We start from the raw sequence: 15,844 nt of genomic DNA, 5'->3' as shown, positions 1-15,844 counted from the left end.
CCACCATGACCTACTGCGTCGCCATCAAACTCAATGCCGGGCTGGTTTTCCTGTCCGATTCGCGTACCAACGCCGGGCTGGACCAGATCAGCACCTTCCGCAAGATGATCGTCTACGAGAAGCCGCAAGACCGATTCATGGTGCTGTTGTCGGCGGGCAACCTGAGCATTTCTCAGTCGATCCGCGAGATCCTGCAGGTGGAGCAGGTCAAGGAAACCGAGGACAGCGACCCCATCACCATCTGGAACGCCAAAAGCATGTTCGACGCGGCCCGCGTGCTGGGCTCCGCCGTGCGCCACGTGTATGACCGCGATGCGGCCTCGCTGCGCCAGGCCGGCGTGGAATTCAATGTGTCGATGATCTTTGGCGGCCAGATTGCCGGTGAAGGCATGCGCCTGTTCCAGGTGTATTCGGCCGGTAACTTCATCGAAGCCACGCCCGAAACCCCGTACTTCCAGGTGGGCGAATCCAAGTACGGCAAGCCCGTGCTGGACCGCGTGATCACCCCCACCACCCCGCTGGACGAGGCCGCCAAGTGCGCGCTGGTGTCCATGGACTCCACCCTCAAATCCAACCTGTCCGTCGGCCTGCCGCTGGACCTGGTGGTGTACGAGGCCGACAGCTTCCAGACCGACAAGGTGGTCTGCATCGACGAGAACAACCCTTACATGAAGATGCTGCACGGCAGCTGGGGCAAAAAGCTGCGCGAGGTGTTCGACAGCATCGAAGACCCGATGTGGAAAGGCGAGCAGACCGATATCCCGCTGATGGTCGAGTCGGCCCGGGGCAAGCCACTGCGCAAGATCACCACGCCGCAAGAACGTTTGATTTAAGGCGGCGCGCGTGGGCGACTCTCTGTGGCGGGCAAAAGTCACAGAATGCAGGCCATGCCGCCCATCGTCTTCGCCCACGCCAACAGCTTCCCCACCGCCACCTACAGCGTCCTGCTGGCCAGCCTGCGCACCCGCGGCTTTGCGGTAGAGGCCCTCGACCAGCTCGGGCACGACCCGCAGTACCCCGTCACCAACAACTGGCCGCACCTGGTGCAACAGCTGGCCGACTTTGCGCGTGGCGCGGTGGCGCGCCAGGGTGCTCCGGCGTTTCTGGTCGGGCATTCGCTGGGCGGCTTCCTGAGCCTGATGGTGGCTGCCCGGCACCCGGAGCTGGCGCGTGGCGTGCTGCTGCTGGATGCGCCCATCGTCGGCGGCTGGCGCGCCACTACGCTGGGGGCCTTCAAGCGGGCCAAGATGGTTGAAGTGGTGTCGCCCGGCAAGATCAGCCGAACCCGCCGCCAGCACTGGGCCGACCAGGACGCAGCCCTGGCCCACTTCCAAGGCAAAAAGGCCTTTGCCCGCTGGGAGCCCCAGGTGCTGCAGGACTACATCCGTTTTGGTACCCGCGACGAGGACGGCCAGCGGGTATTGGGCTTCGACCGCGCGGTGGAAACCGCCATCTACAACAGCTTCCCCGACAACCTCGAAGGCCTGCTGCGCCGCCGCCCCTTGAAATGCCCGGTGGCCTTCATCGGCGGCACGCATTCGGCCGAGATGCGCCAGATCGGCATGGGCCTGACCACCAAAATCACCAAGGGCCGCACCATGATGCTGGACGGCAGCCACCTGTTCCCGATGGAAAAGCCGCTGGCCACGGCGGCGGCGATCGAGGCGGCGCTACGCAATATGGCGGGCTGACAGGGACATTGCGGGCCGCCACTTATGAGCCGTCGGCGCATTTTTGCACTTCGGTATGCCCGCTGGTGGTTACGGCCCCACCGCCGCCAGGCGCAGCATCCGGCTTTATGTCCTTGGTGACAAAACCCAGGTCTTTATCCCGCTGCAACAGGTAGGGACGGTAAAACTGGTTGGCCGACAACGCATCGGTGCCAACATTGACGTTCAGCGTAGACATCACATGGTCAATGCTTTCAAGCCCTCCCACCAAACTGCAGGCCCCGTGGTAGACCACCGTATCAGCAATCGCCCGTTCAATGGTGTAGTCGGCCTCCTCCCGCTTGCGGGCGCATTGCAAGGCATCGGCAATAACCCGGCGCTTCTGGACGATGCCTTTGGTGATCACATGGGCAGCCATGTCGGCGTAATAGTCCTGGTTGTGTTCGGCCCGCACACCACTGGAAACCCCGGACAGCGCCGCCCAGTTGCCCGCCGCCCGCGCCCCGGAGGCCACGCTGCCTGCAGCGCCGGCCAGCACGGATGTCAGACCATAGAAAAAATTGGCGTTCGACTGTTTGCGCTTGAGCACGGTTTTGTACTCCTCGCAGAGGTCGTTGGACACCATGATGAGGCGGTCCTGGATGCGGTTGCGCAGGTACTTGATGTCCTCCTTGGACAGCATTTCTGCGTCCTTGGGCTTCTTGCGCAAATCCGCCAACGCCCGGTCAAACCGGTCGGGAAAGTCCTTGTCCGCCACAAGCTCTGGCGCGGATGCCCCGTTACTGACCAAGGTAATTAAATCTACTTTTTCGATGGGCTGGGTGACCAAGCCCCCCGGACCAAACTTGGATACCGTGCTGTCACGCATGCTCGCGCACCCGGTGAGCAAGCCCAACCCCAGCACGCAGCCTGTAAGCAAAGCGGTTTTCATGGCAACTCCTGGTTGAAATTGAATAGGACACACCACACCGCCACAGCGGGTGCAGTCCAATTTCAATCCAATCCCTGCATTGCCACATCCCCTAAATGAAGGAGTGGACGTTCAACTCCGCGCCAGCAACGGCCCCAGATCCGCCAAACCCGCAATAAACGTCACCTGCTCGGCCACGTCCACCGCCAGACCCTCTTGCGGGTGCAGGCTGAACACCTGCATGCCCGCCGCCAGCCCCGCCAGCAGGCCGGGCAGGCTGTCTTCCACCACCGCGCAGTGGGCCGGTGCCACTCCCAGGGCCTGGGCGGCATGCAGGAACAAGCCGGGGTCGGGCTTGAAATGGCCGACCTCGTAGGCACAAAAAATGCGTTCACCCAGCAGAGGACGCAAGCCCGTCAGGCCCAGGGTCAGCTCGACTTTTTCGCGCGGGCCGTTGGTGGCGACGCAAAACGGGACTTGCAGGCTTTGCAGCAGTGCCAGTGCGCCCGGCAGCGGCTGCAGGCCCTGGCGAAAGCGGACTTCAGACTGCTGGCGCACCTGGGCCGTCAGGGCGGCTTCAAAGCCCGGTGCCTGGGCGGGCAACTGGGCCGTGATCCAGCCAATGCAATCGGCCATGCGCGCACCCCGAAACCGCTGGTGCGCTTCGTCGCGGGTGACCTGCACGCCGTGGGCGACGGCCAGCGCGTGCAACACGTCCATGCCCGGCTCTTCGCTGTCGACCAGCGTGCCATCGGCATCAAAAATGACGGCGTGGATGGGCATGGTTAGTCCGCCCACACCACCATGCCGCTCCAGGCGGTGGCCAGCACCACGATGCCGAAGGCAATGCGGTACCAGGCGAAGGGCACGAAATTGTGGGTGGAGATGTAGCGCAGCAGCCAGCGCACGCACAGCCAGGCGCTGAGGAACGAGAACAGCAAACCCACGGCGAACATGGGCGCGTCGGCCATCGACAGCAGCGCGCGCTCCTTGTACAGGCTGTAGGCCCCAGCCCCCACCAGCGTGGGGATGGCCAAAAAAAACGAAAAATCGGTGGCGGCTGTGCGCGACAGGCCCATCAGCATGCCGCCGATGATGGTGGAGCCGCTGCGGCTGGTGCCGGGAACCATGGCAAAGCACTGCACCAGGCCGACCTTGAGCGCGTCCAGCGTGGTCATGTCGTCCACGTTGTGCACGCGGGTGGCCGAGGGTGCGCGGTTTTCGGCCCACAAAATGATGAAACCGCCGATGATGAAGGTGCTGGCCACCACCACCGGGGTGAACAGGTGCTCCTTGATGACCTTGCCAAACAGCAGGCCCAGCACCACGGCGGGCAGAAAGCCGATCAGCACGTTCAGCGCCAGGCGGCGGGCGTTGGGCTGGGTGGGCAGGGCCAGCACGGTGTCGCGGATTTTTTGCCAGTACACCATCACCACCGCCAGGATGGCCCCGGTCTGGATGGCGATGTCAAAGACCTTGCCTTTGGCATCGTCCATGCCGAGCAGCGCGCCCGCCAGAATCAAATGCCCGGTGCTGGACACCGGCAAGAACTCGGTCAGCCCCTCGACGATGCCCATGATGGCGGCCTTGATCAGCAAAATGGTATCCACACGCACTCCCAAAAATTAGATGGCGCGATTATCACTGGGTGGCCCACCGCCTTCGTAAAGCACGGACCGCACTGTCCACGCTTGTCAACACCGGCAAACCCGTAGCCGCCACGCAGGCCACCCTGGCCCGGGCCATGCTGAACTGGGCCAGGGCGATACGGTCGCAGCCCCGGGCTTGCAGCACCCGGGCCTGCGCGGCCACCAGCGCGTCATGTCGGGCACCGTCGCCCTGGTTCAAGGCCTCCAGCGCGCCCTCGGCCAACGCCAGCTCCAGCCGCTGGCCAGGCGGAAATTCGGCGGGCATGGACTGCAGCGTCGGCCCAAAGCTGGCGATCAGGCCCAGCGTACCGCCCGCTCCTCCAGTTTCTGATGCCTCGGCCACCATCGCCTCGTTGGGTTTGAGCACCGGCATCTGCGGATGCGCCCGAGCCACCGCCTCGATGCAGGGCCCGAAGGCCGAGCAGGTGAACAAAATCCCGTCGGCCCCGGTGTCCACCGCGTACTGCGCCAGCCGGGCAAAGCGCTGGTGCATGGCGGCATCCAGCCCCTGGCCGCTGCGCGCCAGGTCAGCCGACAGGCTGTCGTCGAGCAGATTCATCAACCGCGCCTCGGGCCACAGCTCGGCAAAGGCCTGGTTGATGGGGGAGACCGAATGGGCCAGGGCGTGGATAAGCGCGATGCGCATGCTCAGATGCCTTTGGAGGACGGGTTGGCAAACGCGTCGCGCGTCTCGGCGTTCAGCGGGTAGTTGATGTTGGCGTTCTTGGGCGGAATCGGCGACATGAACCACTTGGCGTAGAGCTTTTCCATCTCGCCCGACTTCATCATGCCTCCCACCACGCGGTCTACCAGCGCTTTGAGCTGCGGGTCGTCCTTGCGGTACATGAGCGACTGGTTTTCGGTGCGCAGCGACTCGCCCACGATGGCAAAGTCTTTCGGGTTCTTGGCATTGGCGATCTGCCCGGCCAGCAGGATATCGTCCAGCACAAAGGCAGCGGCGCGGCCCGTGTCCAGCATCAAGAACGACTCGGAATGGTCTTTGGCACCGATGTTGGTGATGTCCAGGTTCTTGGCCCTGTCGGCCTCTTTGAGCAGGCGAAACGAGGTGGTGCCCGCCGTGGTTACCACCGTCTTGCCCTGCAGGTCGGTAATGCTCTTGATGCCTGCGTCGGTCTTCACCGCCATGCGCACGTTGTAGCGAAAGATGTCGGGCGAAAACGCCACCTGCTTTTGCCGCTCCACCAGATTGGTGGTGCTGCCGCATTCGATGTCCACCGTGCCATTGGCCACCAGCGGGATGCGGTTGCTGGATGTCACCGGCTGCCAGCGGACCTCCAGGTTCTGCAGTTTGGCCTCGGCCTTGATCGCGTCCACGATCCTCATGCAGATATCGATGCTGTAACCCAAAGGCTTGGCGCCACCATCCACATACGAGAAGCCGAACGAGGCCTCGCGGTGGCCCAGGGTAATGGCCCCCGTGTCTTTGACCTTCTTGATCGTGTCGGTGGCCTCCTGGGCCAGGGCGGGCAGGCCAGTGCAGAGCAGCAGGACGGCAGAAATCAGGCGTGAGGGGACGCAATGTGGCATGAAAACTCCTAAGTGGGAAGAACGGTTAACGGGGAAGACTGGCCACCGCCGCATCGATGGCGGTGGCTAAAGTGCTGGCGATCTCGGCCAGATCGGCATGCGTGGCGATGAAGGGCGGCGCCAGCAGCACGTGGTCGCCCGCCTGGCCGTCCACCGTGCCGCCCATGGGGTAGCACAGCAGGCCGCGCGCCATGGCCTCCTTTTTGATGCGGGCATGCAGCTTGTGGCGGGGGTCGAACGGGGTCTTGCGGGCCCGGTCGGCCACCAGCTCGATGCCCCAGAAGAAGCCCCGGCCACGGATGTCGCCCACCCAGGGACTTTGGCCCATGTTTTTATGCAGCAGCGCTGATAGCACGGGCGCATCGCGCTGCACTTTGTGTAGCAAACCATCGCGCTGGATCACCTGCTGCACCGCCAGCGCCGCCGCGCAGGCGACCGGGTGGCCCAGGTAGGTGTGGCCGTGCTGGAAAAAGCCGCTGCCCTGCCCCATGGCCTGGGTGATCTTGCGCTGCACCAGCACCGCACCGATAGGCTGGTAGCCACCGCCCAGGCCCTTGGCGATGGTGAGCAAATCCGGCACCACACCCTCTTGCTCGCAGGCGTAGAGGGTGCCGGTGCGGCCCATGCCGCACATCACCTCGTCCAGGATCAGCAGCACGCCGTATTTGTCGCATACGGCGCGCACGGCCTGGAAATAGCCGGGCACGGGGGGCAGCACCCCGGCGGTGGCACCACCCACGGTTTCGGCCACAAAGGCGATCACCGTGTCCGGCCCCTGGGCCAGGATGGCGGCTTCCAGCTCGGCCGCCAGGCGCAGGCCGTAGGCGGCGGGAGTTTCGCCCTCGGCCATCTCGCGGTACGGGTAACAGGGCGCGACGTGGGTGGCGGGCACCAGCAGCGGTGCAAACGGCGCGCGCCGCCAGGCGTTGCCGCCCACGGCCAGCGCGCCCAGGGTGTTGCCGTGGTAGCTCTGGCGGCGGGCGATGAAGTGGCTGCGCCGGGGCTGGCCGATCTCCACAAAGTACTGCCGCGCCATCTTCAGCGCCGACTCCACCGCCTCCGAGCCGCCGCTGACCAGGTACACCTGGTCCATGCCCTCGGGCGCGTGCTGCACCAGGTGGTCGGCCAGTTCCTCGGCCACCTGGCTGGTGAAAAAGCTGGTGTGGGCGTAGGCCAACTGGTCGATCTGCGCGTGCATGGCCGCCAACACGTCGGGGTGGCCGTGGCCCAGGCAGGACACCGCTGCGCCACCCGATGCATCGAGGTATTTGCGCCCCGCCGCGTCGCGGATGTGCATGCCCTGGGCCGATACGGCGACGGGCGGGGTGTGGTGGAGATGGCGGTGGAAAACATGGGTCATGGCAAATGGCTCGGATGTTGCAGTTACGCAGAATTTGGAACAAATATACCAAAATTAAAATTTAATGCAACATATGATCCATAAAATAATGCACGTAACATCTGTTCCATGAACGCCAGCGACCTGGTCCGAGACCGCTTCCCCTCCCTCAGCCCCGGCCTGCAGCGCGCAGGCAAGTACGCGCTGGACCACCCAAACGAAATCGTCACCGTGTCGATGCGCAGCATTGCCGTGCGGGCCGAGGTGCCTCCGGCCACGCTGGTGCGCTTTGCGCAGACGCTGGGTTTTGCGGGCTGGCCGCAGCTCAAGGAGGCGTTTGCGCTGGAGCTGGGCCTGGCGCCCGAGCAGTACGGCCAGCGCGCCCAAAGCCTGATCGCGCGCGGCAGCCAATCGGGAGGAGATACGGCGCTACTGGACGAGCTGTTTGCGGTACAGGCGCAGAACCTGCAATTCACCAAAAACCACAACGGCGAAGCCCTGGGCCGGGCCGCTGCGCTGTTGGTGGGCGCACCGCAGCTGCATGTGGCGGGCTTTCGGGCCAGCTATGCGCTGGCTTTCCATCTGGCCTACGGGCTGCGGCTGTTCCGCCCGTCCGTGCAGTTGCTGGACGGCCATGCGGGCGGGCTGGAGATGCAGTTACGCGCCCTGCAGCCGGTGCATACCGTGCTGGTGGTGGGTTTTGCGCCCTACTCGCGCGAGGCCGAGGTGGTGGCGCAGGCGGCCCGCCAGCGCGGCTGCAAGCTGGTGGCCATCACCGACAGCACGGCTTCGCCGCTGTCGCTGCTGGCGGATGAGACGCTGCTGTTCTCGGTGCACAGCCCGTCGTTTTTTCCGTCCACCGCTGCCGGTATGGCCCTGGTGGAGGCGCTGCTGGAGCTGGTGGTGACCCAGTCGGGCAGCGCGGTGGTAGAGCGCATCGAGGCGGCAGAAAACCAGCTTTTCACCTCTGGTGCCTACCTGCAAAAACCCCCAACGCGGTCCATTTGAAATTTGAGCAAAAACAGCTGCCAGCGCTTATTTAACAGGCACGAGCAGCTCCTTATTCCATAGCAAACACTCAGGGGCAGTTGCTGGATGGTGCCAGCCACTGGCGCAAGCGTGCGTTGTAGGCCACGTCGAACCGGCCATAGGCGTTGGTGCCCGACGGGTTGCTGCAACTGGAGCTGCCGCCGTACAACTGGCCCACCAGGTAACGGCTACCGCCGATGGTGGTAAACAGCGGGGCACCGCTGCTGCCCTCTTCGGTGGAGCCACGGGTGAACAGGGTGTTGACGAAATTGCTGTTGGCCTGGTTGGAGGTGGTGCAACTGAAGTCCAGCGAGGTCGGGGTGAGCGGCGTGCAGCGCAGGAACGAGTTGATCACGCCGGTACTGATGGACTGCCAGCTGCCCTGCGGAAAGTGCAGGCTGGCGGCGGCATCGCCCAGCACCGGGGGGGCCACCGACCAGCCCGCAAACACCGCCCCGGTGGGTGGCGTGTCGGCCAGGCGCATGAAAGCGGTGTCGGTGCTGGTGCTGTTGTAGAGCAAGGTGGCACCGCCGATGCGGGTGGTGGCGTTGGTGTCGCCCACCGCGCCGCCGCAGCTGCTGGCGCGGTAGAACCACCAGGTTTCCAGCGTCGAAGCCGCCACCTGGGTTGAAATGCAGTGGTTGGCCCCCAGAAAATACGGCGTGCCGCTGCCGGTGGCATCGTTGAGCAGCGTGCCGGTACACAGGTAGGAAAAGCCGTTTTCGACAAAGCTCATGCGGGCCACGGCGTTGCTCTCAGAAGCGTAGCTGGGTTCGCAAGCCGTATCGATCTCGCAACTGCCGACCGCCGCCTTGGCCGTACCGCCCGCCTTGGCATCCACCAGGGGGCTGCTGAACAGGTGCGACACGCTGGGAATGGCGATTTCCACACTGGCGGTAGGCACCTGCGCGGGCAGCTCGATCTCCAGCGTGGCCTCGGTGCCGTCCACCACCGGGGCCCAATAGGTGCGCGCGGCATCGCTGGTGTCGCCCGCCGCACGGTTGCGCGCCAGGGTGGCCAGCACGTCCTGCGCGGGAATGGTGTAGGCAGTGCCCGCGCCTTGGGCGTAAACCCGCAGCGTGGCCGAAGCCGGCAGGCTCTTCACCAGCACGCCCAGGCGCACACCCACGGCCAGGCCGGAATGGATGCTGATGGCCGCCACCTTGCCACCCGCCGCCGTGGCCTGCCATTGCAACAAGGCGCTGGTAGCGGCCAGCGTGCCGGTGGCTGCCACATCGCGCGGCAAGCCGATCTGCTGGGGCACGCCCTTCTGCGCCAGCAGGGGTTTGACCGCCGCCACCTTGGCCTGGGCAACATCGCCCAGGGCGATGGCGCGGGCCAGCACCGTCTGCGCCGCGCGCGGCTGCAGAGCCGAAGCCGCCGTGCCCGCCGTCTGGCGCAGCGAAGCGGCCTGGGCCGGCGTGTCCACCACGGCAGACTTGGCCGTCACGGTGCTGACCGCCGGACAGACCGCGGCACCACCGCCGCCGCCACTGTCCCCACCACCGCTGCCACCGCCGCAACCGGCCACCACCCCCGCCGCTGCCAGCAGGCCCAGCCTGTTCCATGTGCGTCCCATAGCTATCTCCTTGAATTGAAATCGACTGTAATCGCCAGGCACACCGCAAAGCGGTATCACGCGTACCGCAATGCCGTAATAGGCTGTAACTGCGATGCCCGCCGCGCCGGGTAAAAACCAAAAAACACGCCCACCGCCGCCGAAAACCCCACGGCCAGCGCAATCGATGCCAGCGTCATACTCACTTGCCAGCCCGCCCACTGGCCTACCGCCCAGGTGGCCAGCGCCCCCAGCAGCACGCCTGCCGCGCCCCCCAGCAGGCTCAAAGTAACGGCCTCGACCAGAAACTGCGCCAGGATATCGCGCCCCCGCGCGCCCACCGCCATGCGCAGGCCGATTTCGCGGGTGCGTTCGGTCACGCTGACCAGCATGATGTTCATGATGCCAATGCCGCCAATCAGCAGGCTGATGCCCGCCACCGCGGCCAGCAGCAGGGTCATGGTGCGGCTGGACTGCTCTTGCGCCTCCAGAATCTCGCTCAGGTTGCGCAGGGTGAAGGTGTCGTCGGCGCTGGCCTCGACCTTGAAGCGCTGGCGCAGCAGCTCGCGAATGTTTTCCTCGGCCACCTGCATGCTCTGGCCTTCACGCACCTTCACATTGATGGCCCAGACCCGCTTCACATTGCCCGGCGAGCCGCCCTGCAGCCGGTTGCGGAAGGTGGAGATGGGCAGCACCAACACGTCGTCCTGGTCCTGGCCCATGGAGTTTTGCCCCTTGCGGGCCAGCACGCCAACGATTTTCACCGGCACGGTGCGCACCCGCACCGTCTGGTCGATGGGGTCGGCATCGCCAAACAGCTCTTGCGCCACGGTGCTGCCGATCAGCGCCACCTTGGCCGAGCCCTGCAGCTCGGCTTCTTCAAACGCCCGGCCCGCCACCAGCGGCCATTCGCGGGCTTCCAGGTAGTCGTTGTTGGTGCCAAAGATGGTGGTGCTCCAGTTGGCGTTGTTGGCCACAACCTGGGCGGTGGTGCGCGAGGACGGCGCGGCCACCTGCACCTCGGGCACCTCGACCTGGATGGCGGTGGCATCTTCTTCGGTGAGGCGGCTGCGGGTCTGCGCGCCCTGGCGCACGCCCGCCGCCGTAGCCCCACCGGGCAGCACCAGCATGATGTTGGAGCCCAGGCCCTTCATCTGCTCCTGCACCCTGTCGGTGGCACCGCGCCCCACTGCCACCATGGTGATGACCGCCGCCACGCCGATGATGATGCCCAGCATGGTCAGCAGGCTGCGCAGCGCGTTCGATGCCAGCGCCCCCCAGGCACTGCGCAGCGCGGCGATACCGTTCATGCGCGCATGGCTCTTGCTTTCCCCCCTCCCCTCCCGGGGGAGGGCCGGGGTGGGGGCCGTCCCCGAATCCTCCACAATTTGCCCATCTTTAAACACGATCTTGCGCCGCGCCCAGGCCGCAATATCTGCCTCGTGCGTCACCAGCACCACGGTGATGCCCTGGGCGTTCAGGTCGGCCAGCAACTGCATCACCTCCTCGGAGGTCTGGCTGTCCAGCGCGCCGGTGGGCTCATCCGCCAGGATGAGCTGCGGCTGGTTCACCAGGGCACGCGCAATCGCCACCCGCTGCTGCTGCCCGCCCGACAGCTCGGCAGGCGTGTGGTCCATACGGTCGCCCAAACCCACGCGCTGCAAGGCGGCGCTGGCACGGGCCCGGCGCTGCTCTGCCGCCACCCCGGCATAGACCAGGGGCAGCTCCACGTTCTCCAGCGCACTGGCGCGCGGCAGCAGGTTGAACTGCTGGAACACAAAACCGATGCGCCGGTTGCGCACCTGGGCCAGGGCATCGGCATCCAGGCCTTGCACCGCCTCGCCCGCCAGGGTGTAGCGGCCGCTGCTGGGCGTGTCCAGGCAACCCAGGATGTTCATCAGCGTGGACTTGCCCGAGCCCGAGGTGCCCATGATGGCCACGAACTCACCGTCGGCAATCTCCAGCGACACACCGCGCAGGGCGTGCACCACATCGCCGCCCATGGCGTAGCTTTTACCCAGCGCCTGGGCGTTCACTACGGGCATCAAAGTTTCCCCCTGCGCACCCGACGCACCTTTTTCACCGCCAGGCAGCGCAGCAGCGAGCCCCAGGCCGAGCCGGTCCACAGCAGGCGCGAAGGCGTGGGGGCCTGGGCGTACAGGGTATGCACGTCCGGTGGCAAAGACTCCGGCAGGCGCAGGCGCAGCCATTGCCAGACCATTTCATACTGCACACCGCGCTGGGCATAGCGCCACAGGCGGCGCAGGTAGGTGCGGTAGTCCTGCAGCCGCAAGGGGCTGAGCGAGCGGAACGCAAACCCGGCCTCCGGCGCAAACACCACGTAGTCGCTGCCCTCCACCGCCATGGCAATGGGCTGCAGGTCGCGGCCTGCCCACAGCGACACCAGCCAGTCCTCGCCGATCAGGCCTTGCGGCAGGCGGATGCCGCGCTGGCGCAGGGTCTGCACAAAGCTGCCCCGCAGCGCGTACAGCCCGCCCGCCAGCGTGCCCTGGCTCAGCATGCGCTGGCTCCAGCCCTCGCGGTCGCGACCGGTGGTGGGCAAGCCGCCCACGGCATGGGCCTCAGGCACCTGCTCCAACCGCTGGGCCAGCGCCCGCAGGGCACCGGGGGCGACCTGCACGTCGCCATCTACAAATACATGCAGGGTTGGCGTGGTGGCGATGGCATGCACGTAGGTGTTCCAGGCGTTGGCCTTGTCGGCCAGCGCAATCTCAACCACCCTCAGGTGGGGCCGTGCCGCGGCCAGATCGCGCACCACCTGCGCGGTACCGTCCTGGCAGCCATTGGCCAGCACCACCACCTCCACCGCCATGCCCTGGGTGGCGGCCTCGATGCTGCGCAAGGTGGCGGCGATGCGCGGGGCCTCGTTATGGGCAAACACCGCGATGGAGCATTGAACCTTAGACATCAGAACGGCAGCTTGGGGGCGCTGGCGCGGGGTGCCCCGGCCAATGGGTTGCCGGTGACCACCGCCGTACCGTCCTTCAAGCTTGCATCAGGGCTGAGCAGCTCGGTGCTGCTGCCGTCGGTGATGCCCAGGCAGACAGGGGTGGCCACGGGTTGGCCCACCGCATCCAGCAGGTAGATCCGGCCACGCCGTGCGGCATTGGAGGAAATAGTGCCGCTAGCGCAATTAACACCGGCGGGAGCAGCTACGATATTTGTAGCATCTGCAATGCGCATGCGCAAGGCGGCGTTGGGCACCTTGAGCACGTCCTGGCGGGTGTCGGTGACGATACGCACATTGGCCGTCATGCCCGGCAGCAGGCGGCCATCGGCATTGGCAAAACGCACCACCGCCACGTAGGTGACCACATTGGCCACGTTCAGCGCGGCCTTGCGTACCTGGCGCACCTCGCCCTCGAAGGTCTGGCCGGGGAAGGCATCCACCGTGAAGTTGGCTTTTTGCCCCAGCTGGATGCGGCCCACGTCGCTCTCGTCGATGCTGGCATCCACCTGCATGTCGCGCAGGTTTTGCGCAATCACAAACAGCTCGGGCGACTGCAAACTGGCCGCCACCGTCTGGCCACGTTCGATGGCCCGCTTGATGACGATGCCGTTGACTGGCGAGGTGATGCGGGTGCGGCCCAGGTCGATGCGGGCCTGGCCCAGCACCGCCTCGCGCTGCGCCACGTTGGCCTGCACGGTCTTGGTTTGCGCCTCGGTCACGCTGAGCTGCGCCTGCGCCAGCTTGAGCAGTTCGCCGCTGGTATTGACCAGGGCGCGGATGCGGTCCACCTCGCTTTGGGCGATGAACTGTTTCTCAGCCAGGTCGCGCTTGCGCTCGAAATCGCGCTGGGCCTCGGCCAAGTCGACCTGGGCTTTGGAGATGGCCGCGCGGCTAGCCGCCACGTTGGCCTGGGCGGTGAGCACAGCGGCGCGGGCCGCGTCCACATCGGCCTGGGCCGAGCGCACGCGGTACTCGAAGGTTTCCGGGTCCAGCATGGCGATGAGCTGCCCGGCCTTGACCTCGTCATTGAAGTCGGCGTACAGCTCCTTGATTTGGCCCGACACCTGGGTGCCCACCGACACCTGGGTCACCGGGTTCACCGCCCCGCTGGCCGCCACCGTGGCCAGCAGCGGGCCACGCACCAGCGTGCCGGTGCGGTACACAGGCGGGTCTGCCGCCCGGTTGTGGGCCCACCACCACACGCCCAAGCCCAGCCCACCCACGGCCACCACTCCCCACATCCATCGCTTCATTTTTCGCATGGGGGCGATTGTAGGAACGGGCGGTTACAGAATGCCCTGTGGGGTTACCCGTTTGCCCAGTTCAGGGCCGCCGAAACGACACCGGCTGTTTCGCCCAGTACGCCGATGCCAGCAGGTCCAGCCGCACCACCCCGCCCGAGGACGGCGCGTGCACAAACCGGCCCTCGCCCACGTAGATGCCCGCATGGGTGGCGGTGCCGCGCGGGGCGAACACCACCAGGTCGCCGGTGCGCACGGCATCCAGCGGCACGGCCTGGCCCCAGTTCACCAGGGAGGCCACGGTGCGCGGAGCGGCCAGGCCCGCCTGGGTCTGGTACACAAAGCCGATCAGGCCGCTGCAGTCAAAGCCCGACGCGGGCGTGTTGCCACCAAAGCGGTAGGGCGTGCCGACCAGGCTGATGGCACGCAGGGTGACATCGTTGGCTTCGTCCACCGACAGCCGGGACGGCCCCAGGGGCGCTGTCACGGATGGGCGAGACGGCGGCGCAGTGGAGCAGCCTGCCAGGGCAAGCAGTACAACAAGCAAGGCGGCAGTGAAAGGGCGCAGGATAGGCATTCTGTCAACGTGGTCAAGCCTCGGCGAGGACCGATTTGAACCGGTCCAGGGCCTTGGCAGCGGCATCGAAATCGAAATTTTGCAGGTCGGCCAGCAAGGGAGCCATGGCGGGGTGCCAGGGTGTGCCCGCCAGCAGTGTGGCACAGCGCTCTGCCTCGTCCAACGCCTGGGCATCGCTGTCTTGCACCAGTTGCTCCAGTTCGGCCAGCAAGGGGGGCACATCGGGCGGCACGACAGTACGGGTTGCAGCAGCGGCAGTGGGTGCCATCTGCGCCGTGTGTGCTGTCTGTTCCCAGCCATCTATACCCGCCACCACCGCACACAAGCAGGCATCCACCGCGTCACACAACAACTGCATTTCTGCCGCCGGGACCCGCGGCGCGGCGCACGCCAGCTCCAGGCTGTGGGCCGTCTGCTGCAAGTCCTGCGCGCCGATATTGCCCGCCAATCCCTTCAGGGTGTGGACATGGCGCACCAGGGCCTCCTGCTGGGCCGGGCTGGTCAGGTCAGCGCGCAAGCGGTCGAACTGGGCGCTGAAGTCGCGCTGCGTGGCGGCAAACCGCAGCAGCAGGCGGGCGTACAGATCGGCCTTGCCACCGGCCACGCGCAACCCGGCGGCCCAGTCCAGGCCGGGCACGCGGTCCAGGCCCTGGAACCTTTGCGTGGGATCGGCGGCCCCGGGAAGCACGCGTGGCGGCGCGACCGCGGCCCTGGCTGGGCTCTTAGGTGTCACCCAGCGGGCGATGGTGGCGAACATCGCGGCCACATCCAGCGGTTTGCCGATGTGGTCGTTCATGCCCACGGCCAACACCTTCTCGCGGTCGCCACTCATGGCGTTGGCGGTCATGGCGATGATGGGCAGCTGGGCCCAACGCGGGTCCTGGCGCAGCAGACGGGTGGCGGTAAAGCCGTCCATCACCGGCATCTGACAGTCCATCAACACCAGGTCGAATGCGGCGTTGCCGACACGGTCTACCGCTTCCTGACCGTTGTTGGCCACCTCCACCACCATGCCTACACCGGTGAGCAGGTCCAGCGCCAGTTCCTGGTTGACTTCATTGTCTTCCACCAGCAGCACCCGCACGCCCACCAGACCCTGCGCCGGGTCGCTGGCCGGGCCCGGCGCGGCCAGCGCGCGGCTGGGTGCCTGCGAGGGAGTGGTGTTGATGGTGAAGTAAAACGTGCTGCCCTCCCCGGCGGTGCTGTGCACCCCAATGCTGCCGCCCATCAAATGGACCAGGGTTTTGCAGATGGTCAGCCCCAGCCCGGTGCCGCCAAAGCGCCGCGAGGTGGACGAGTCGGCCTGGGTAAAGGCGTTGAACAGCTTGCCTTGCTGCTCGGGCGTGAGGCCG

General features: G+C 66.1%; 15 protein-coding genes. 3 read left to right on the top strand and 12 right to left on the bottom strand.

The features are described from left to right. Positions 1-5: 5 nt before the first annotated feature. Both AC097O_RS17545 and AC097O_RS17540 read left to right on the top strand, forming a co-directional pair. Positions 6-833, top strand: a complete 828-nt coding sequence (locus AC097O_RS17545) for a proteasome-type protease (protein ID WP_479594192.1) — start codon at positions 6-8, stop codon at positions 831-833. Positions 834-887: 54 nt separating this feature from the next. Further along, positions 888-1,691 (top strand): alpha/beta hydrolase, encoded by an 804-nt coding sequence (locus tag AC097O_RS17540; protein WP_479594191.1) that lies wholly within the window; start codon positions 888-890, stop codon positions 1,689-1,691. Positions 1,692-1,713: 22 nt separating this feature from the next. Here the strand turns inward: AC097O_RS17540 and AC097O_RS17535 are convergent, their stop codons facing one another. The 6 genes from AC097O_RS17535 to AC097O_RS17510 form a co-directional block, all read right to left on the bottom strand. Further along, positions 1,714-2,601, bottom strand: a complete 888-nt coding sequence (locus AC097O_RS17535) for a hypothetical protein (RefSeq protein ID WP_479594190.1) — start codon at positions 2,599-2,601, stop codon at positions 1,714-1,716. 111 nt (positions 2,602-2,712) lie between these two features. Then, positions 2,713-3,363: an HAD family hydrolase gene (locus AC097O_RS17530; protein WP_479594189.1), complete on the bottom strand. Its 651-nt coding sequence runs from the start codon at positions 3,361-3,363 to the stop codon at positions 2,713-2,715. A 2-nt stretch (positions 3,364-3,365) separates the two neighbouring features. Next, positions 3,366-4,190 (bottom strand): undecaprenyl-diphosphate phosphatase, encoded by an 825-nt coding sequence (locus AC097O_RS17525; RefSeq protein ID WP_479594188.1) that lies wholly within the window; start codon positions 4,188-4,190, stop codon positions 3,366-3,368. A 31-nt stretch (positions 4,191-4,221) separates the two neighbouring features. Continuing rightward, a complete protein-coding gene (locus tag AC097O_RS17520; RefSeq protein WP_479594187.1) occupies positions 4,222-4,875 on the bottom strand; it encodes an aspartate/glutamate racemase family protein in 654 nt (217 codons plus the stop codon). A 2-nt stretch (positions 4,876-4,877) separates the two neighbouring features. Further along, positions 4,878-5,777 (bottom strand): amino acid ABC transporter substrate-binding protein, encoded by a 900-nt coding sequence (locus AC097O_RS17515; RefSeq protein WP_479594186.1) that lies wholly within the window; start codon positions 5,775-5,777, stop codon positions 4,878-4,880. A 25-nt stretch (positions 5,778-5,802) separates the two neighbouring features. Beyond that, on the bottom strand, positions 5,803-7,137 hold the full coding sequence (locus AC097O_RS17510) for an aspartate aminotransferase family protein (protein WP_479594185.1): 1,335 nt from the start codon (positions 7,135-7,137) through the stop codon (positions 5,803-5,805). A gap of 108 nt (positions 7,138-7,245) precedes the next feature. On the opposite strand from AC097O_RS17510, the gene AC097O_RS17505 reads away from it, so the two are divergent. Further along, positions 7,246-8,124: a MurR/RpiR family transcriptional regulator gene (locus AC097O_RS17505; protein ID WP_479594184.1), complete on the top strand. Its 879-nt coding sequence runs from the start codon at positions 7,246-7,248 to the stop codon at positions 8,122-8,124. A 70-nt stretch (positions 8,125-8,194) separates the two neighbouring features. Here AC097O_RS17505 and AC097O_RS17500 read toward each other — a convergent pair whose 3' ends face one another. From AC097O_RS17500 to AC097O_RS17475, 6 genes are all read right to left on the bottom strand, one after another. Further along, a complete protein-coding gene (locus AC097O_RS17500) occupies positions 8,195-9,724 on the bottom strand; it encodes a trypsin-like serine peptidase (protein WP_479594183.1) in 1,530 nt (509 codons plus the stop codon). A 56-nt stretch (positions 9,725-9,780) separates the two neighbouring features. Beyond that, positions 9,781-11,748, bottom strand: a complete 1,968-nt coding sequence (locus AC097O_RS17495) for an ABC transporter permease (RefSeq protein ID WP_479594182.1) — start codon at positions 11,746-11,748, stop codon at positions 9,781-9,783. Further along, positions 11,748-12,632 carry a glycosyltransferase gene (locus AC097O_RS17490; protein ID WP_479594181.1) on the bottom strand — a complete coding sequence of 295 codons (885 nt, stop codon included), beginning with the start codon at positions 12,630-12,632 and terminating at the stop codon, positions 11,748-11,750. Before AC097O_RS17490 ends, AC097O_RS17495 begins: the two co-directional genes overlap by 1 nt. Further along, positions 12,632-13,936 carry an efflux RND transporter periplasmic adaptor subunit gene (locus tag AC097O_RS17485; protein WP_479594180.1) on the bottom strand — a complete coding sequence of 435 codons (1,305 nt, stop codon included), beginning with the start codon at positions 13,934-13,936 and terminating at the stop codon, positions 12,632-12,634. Before AC097O_RS17485 ends, AC097O_RS17490 begins: the two co-directional genes overlap by 1 nt. A 61-nt stretch (positions 13,937-13,997) precedes the next feature. After that, entirely contained in the window at positions 13,998-14,492 is a 495-nt protein-coding gene (locus AC097O_RS17480) for a C40 family peptidase (RefSeq protein WP_479594179.1), read from the bottom strand. A 13-nt stretch (positions 14,493-14,505) separates the two neighbouring features. After that, the coding region (locus tag AC097O_RS17475; protein ID WP_479594178.1) for a response regulator at positions 14,506-15,844 on the bottom strand (1,339 nt) is incomplete at its 5' end.

Source organism: Rhodoferax sp. LS1P39, assembly GCF_056521425.1.
Note: the sequence above shows the minus strand (reverse complement) of the source record. Positions and strands in the feature narration are given on the sequence as shown.

Coding starts and splice junctions, on each gene's coding strand:
- AC097O_RS17520 (WP_479594187.1), bottom strand. CDS start 4,875: ATGCGCATCGCGCTTATCCACGCCCTGGCCCATTCGGTCTCCCCCATC.
- AC097O_RS17530 (WP_479594189.1), bottom strand. CDS start 3,363: ATGCCCATCCACGCCGTCATTTTTGATGCCGATGGCACGCTGGTCGAC.
- AC097O_RS17540 (WP_479594191.1), top strand. CDS start 888: ATGCCGCCCATCGTCTTCGCCCACGCCAACAGCTTCCCCACCGCCACC.
- AC097O_RS17505 (WP_479594184.1), top strand. CDS start 7,246: ATGAACGCCAGCGACCTGGTCCGAGACCGCTTCCCCTCCCTCAGCCCC.
- AC097O_RS17535 (WP_479594190.1), bottom strand. CDS start 2,601: ATGAAAACCGCTTTGCTTACAGGCTGCGTGCTGGGGTTGGGCTTGCTC.
- AC097O_RS17545 (WP_479594192.1), top strand. CDS start 6: ATGACCTACTGCGTCGCCATCAAACTCAATGCCGGGCTGGTTTTCCTG.
- AC097O_RS17515 (WP_479594186.1), bottom strand. CDS start 5,777: ATGCCACATTGCGTCCCCTCACGCCTGATTTCTGCCGTCCTGCTGCTC.
- AC097O_RS17510 (WP_479594185.1), bottom strand. CDS start 7,137: ATGACCCATGTTTTCCACCGCCATCTCCACCACACCCCGCCCGTCGCC.
- AC097O_RS17495 (WP_479594182.1), bottom strand. CDS start 11,748: ATGCCCGTAGTGAACGCCCAGGCGCTGGGTAAAAGCTACGCCATGGGC.
- AC097O_RS17485 (WP_479594180.1), bottom strand. CDS start 13,936: ATGCGAAAAATGAAGCGATGGATGTGGGGAGTGGTGGCCGTGGGTGGG.
- AC097O_RS17500 (WP_479594183.1), bottom strand. CDS start 9,724: ATGGGACGCACATGGAACAGGCTGGGCCTGCTGGCAGCGGCGGGGGTG.
- AC097O_RS17490 (WP_479594181.1), bottom strand. CDS start 12,632: ATGTCTAAGGTTCAATGCTCCATCGCGGTGTTTGCCCATAACGAGGCC.
- AC097O_RS17480 (WP_479594179.1), bottom strand. CDS start 14,492: ATGCCTATCCTGCGCCCTTTCACTGCCGCCTTGCTTGTTGTACTGCTT.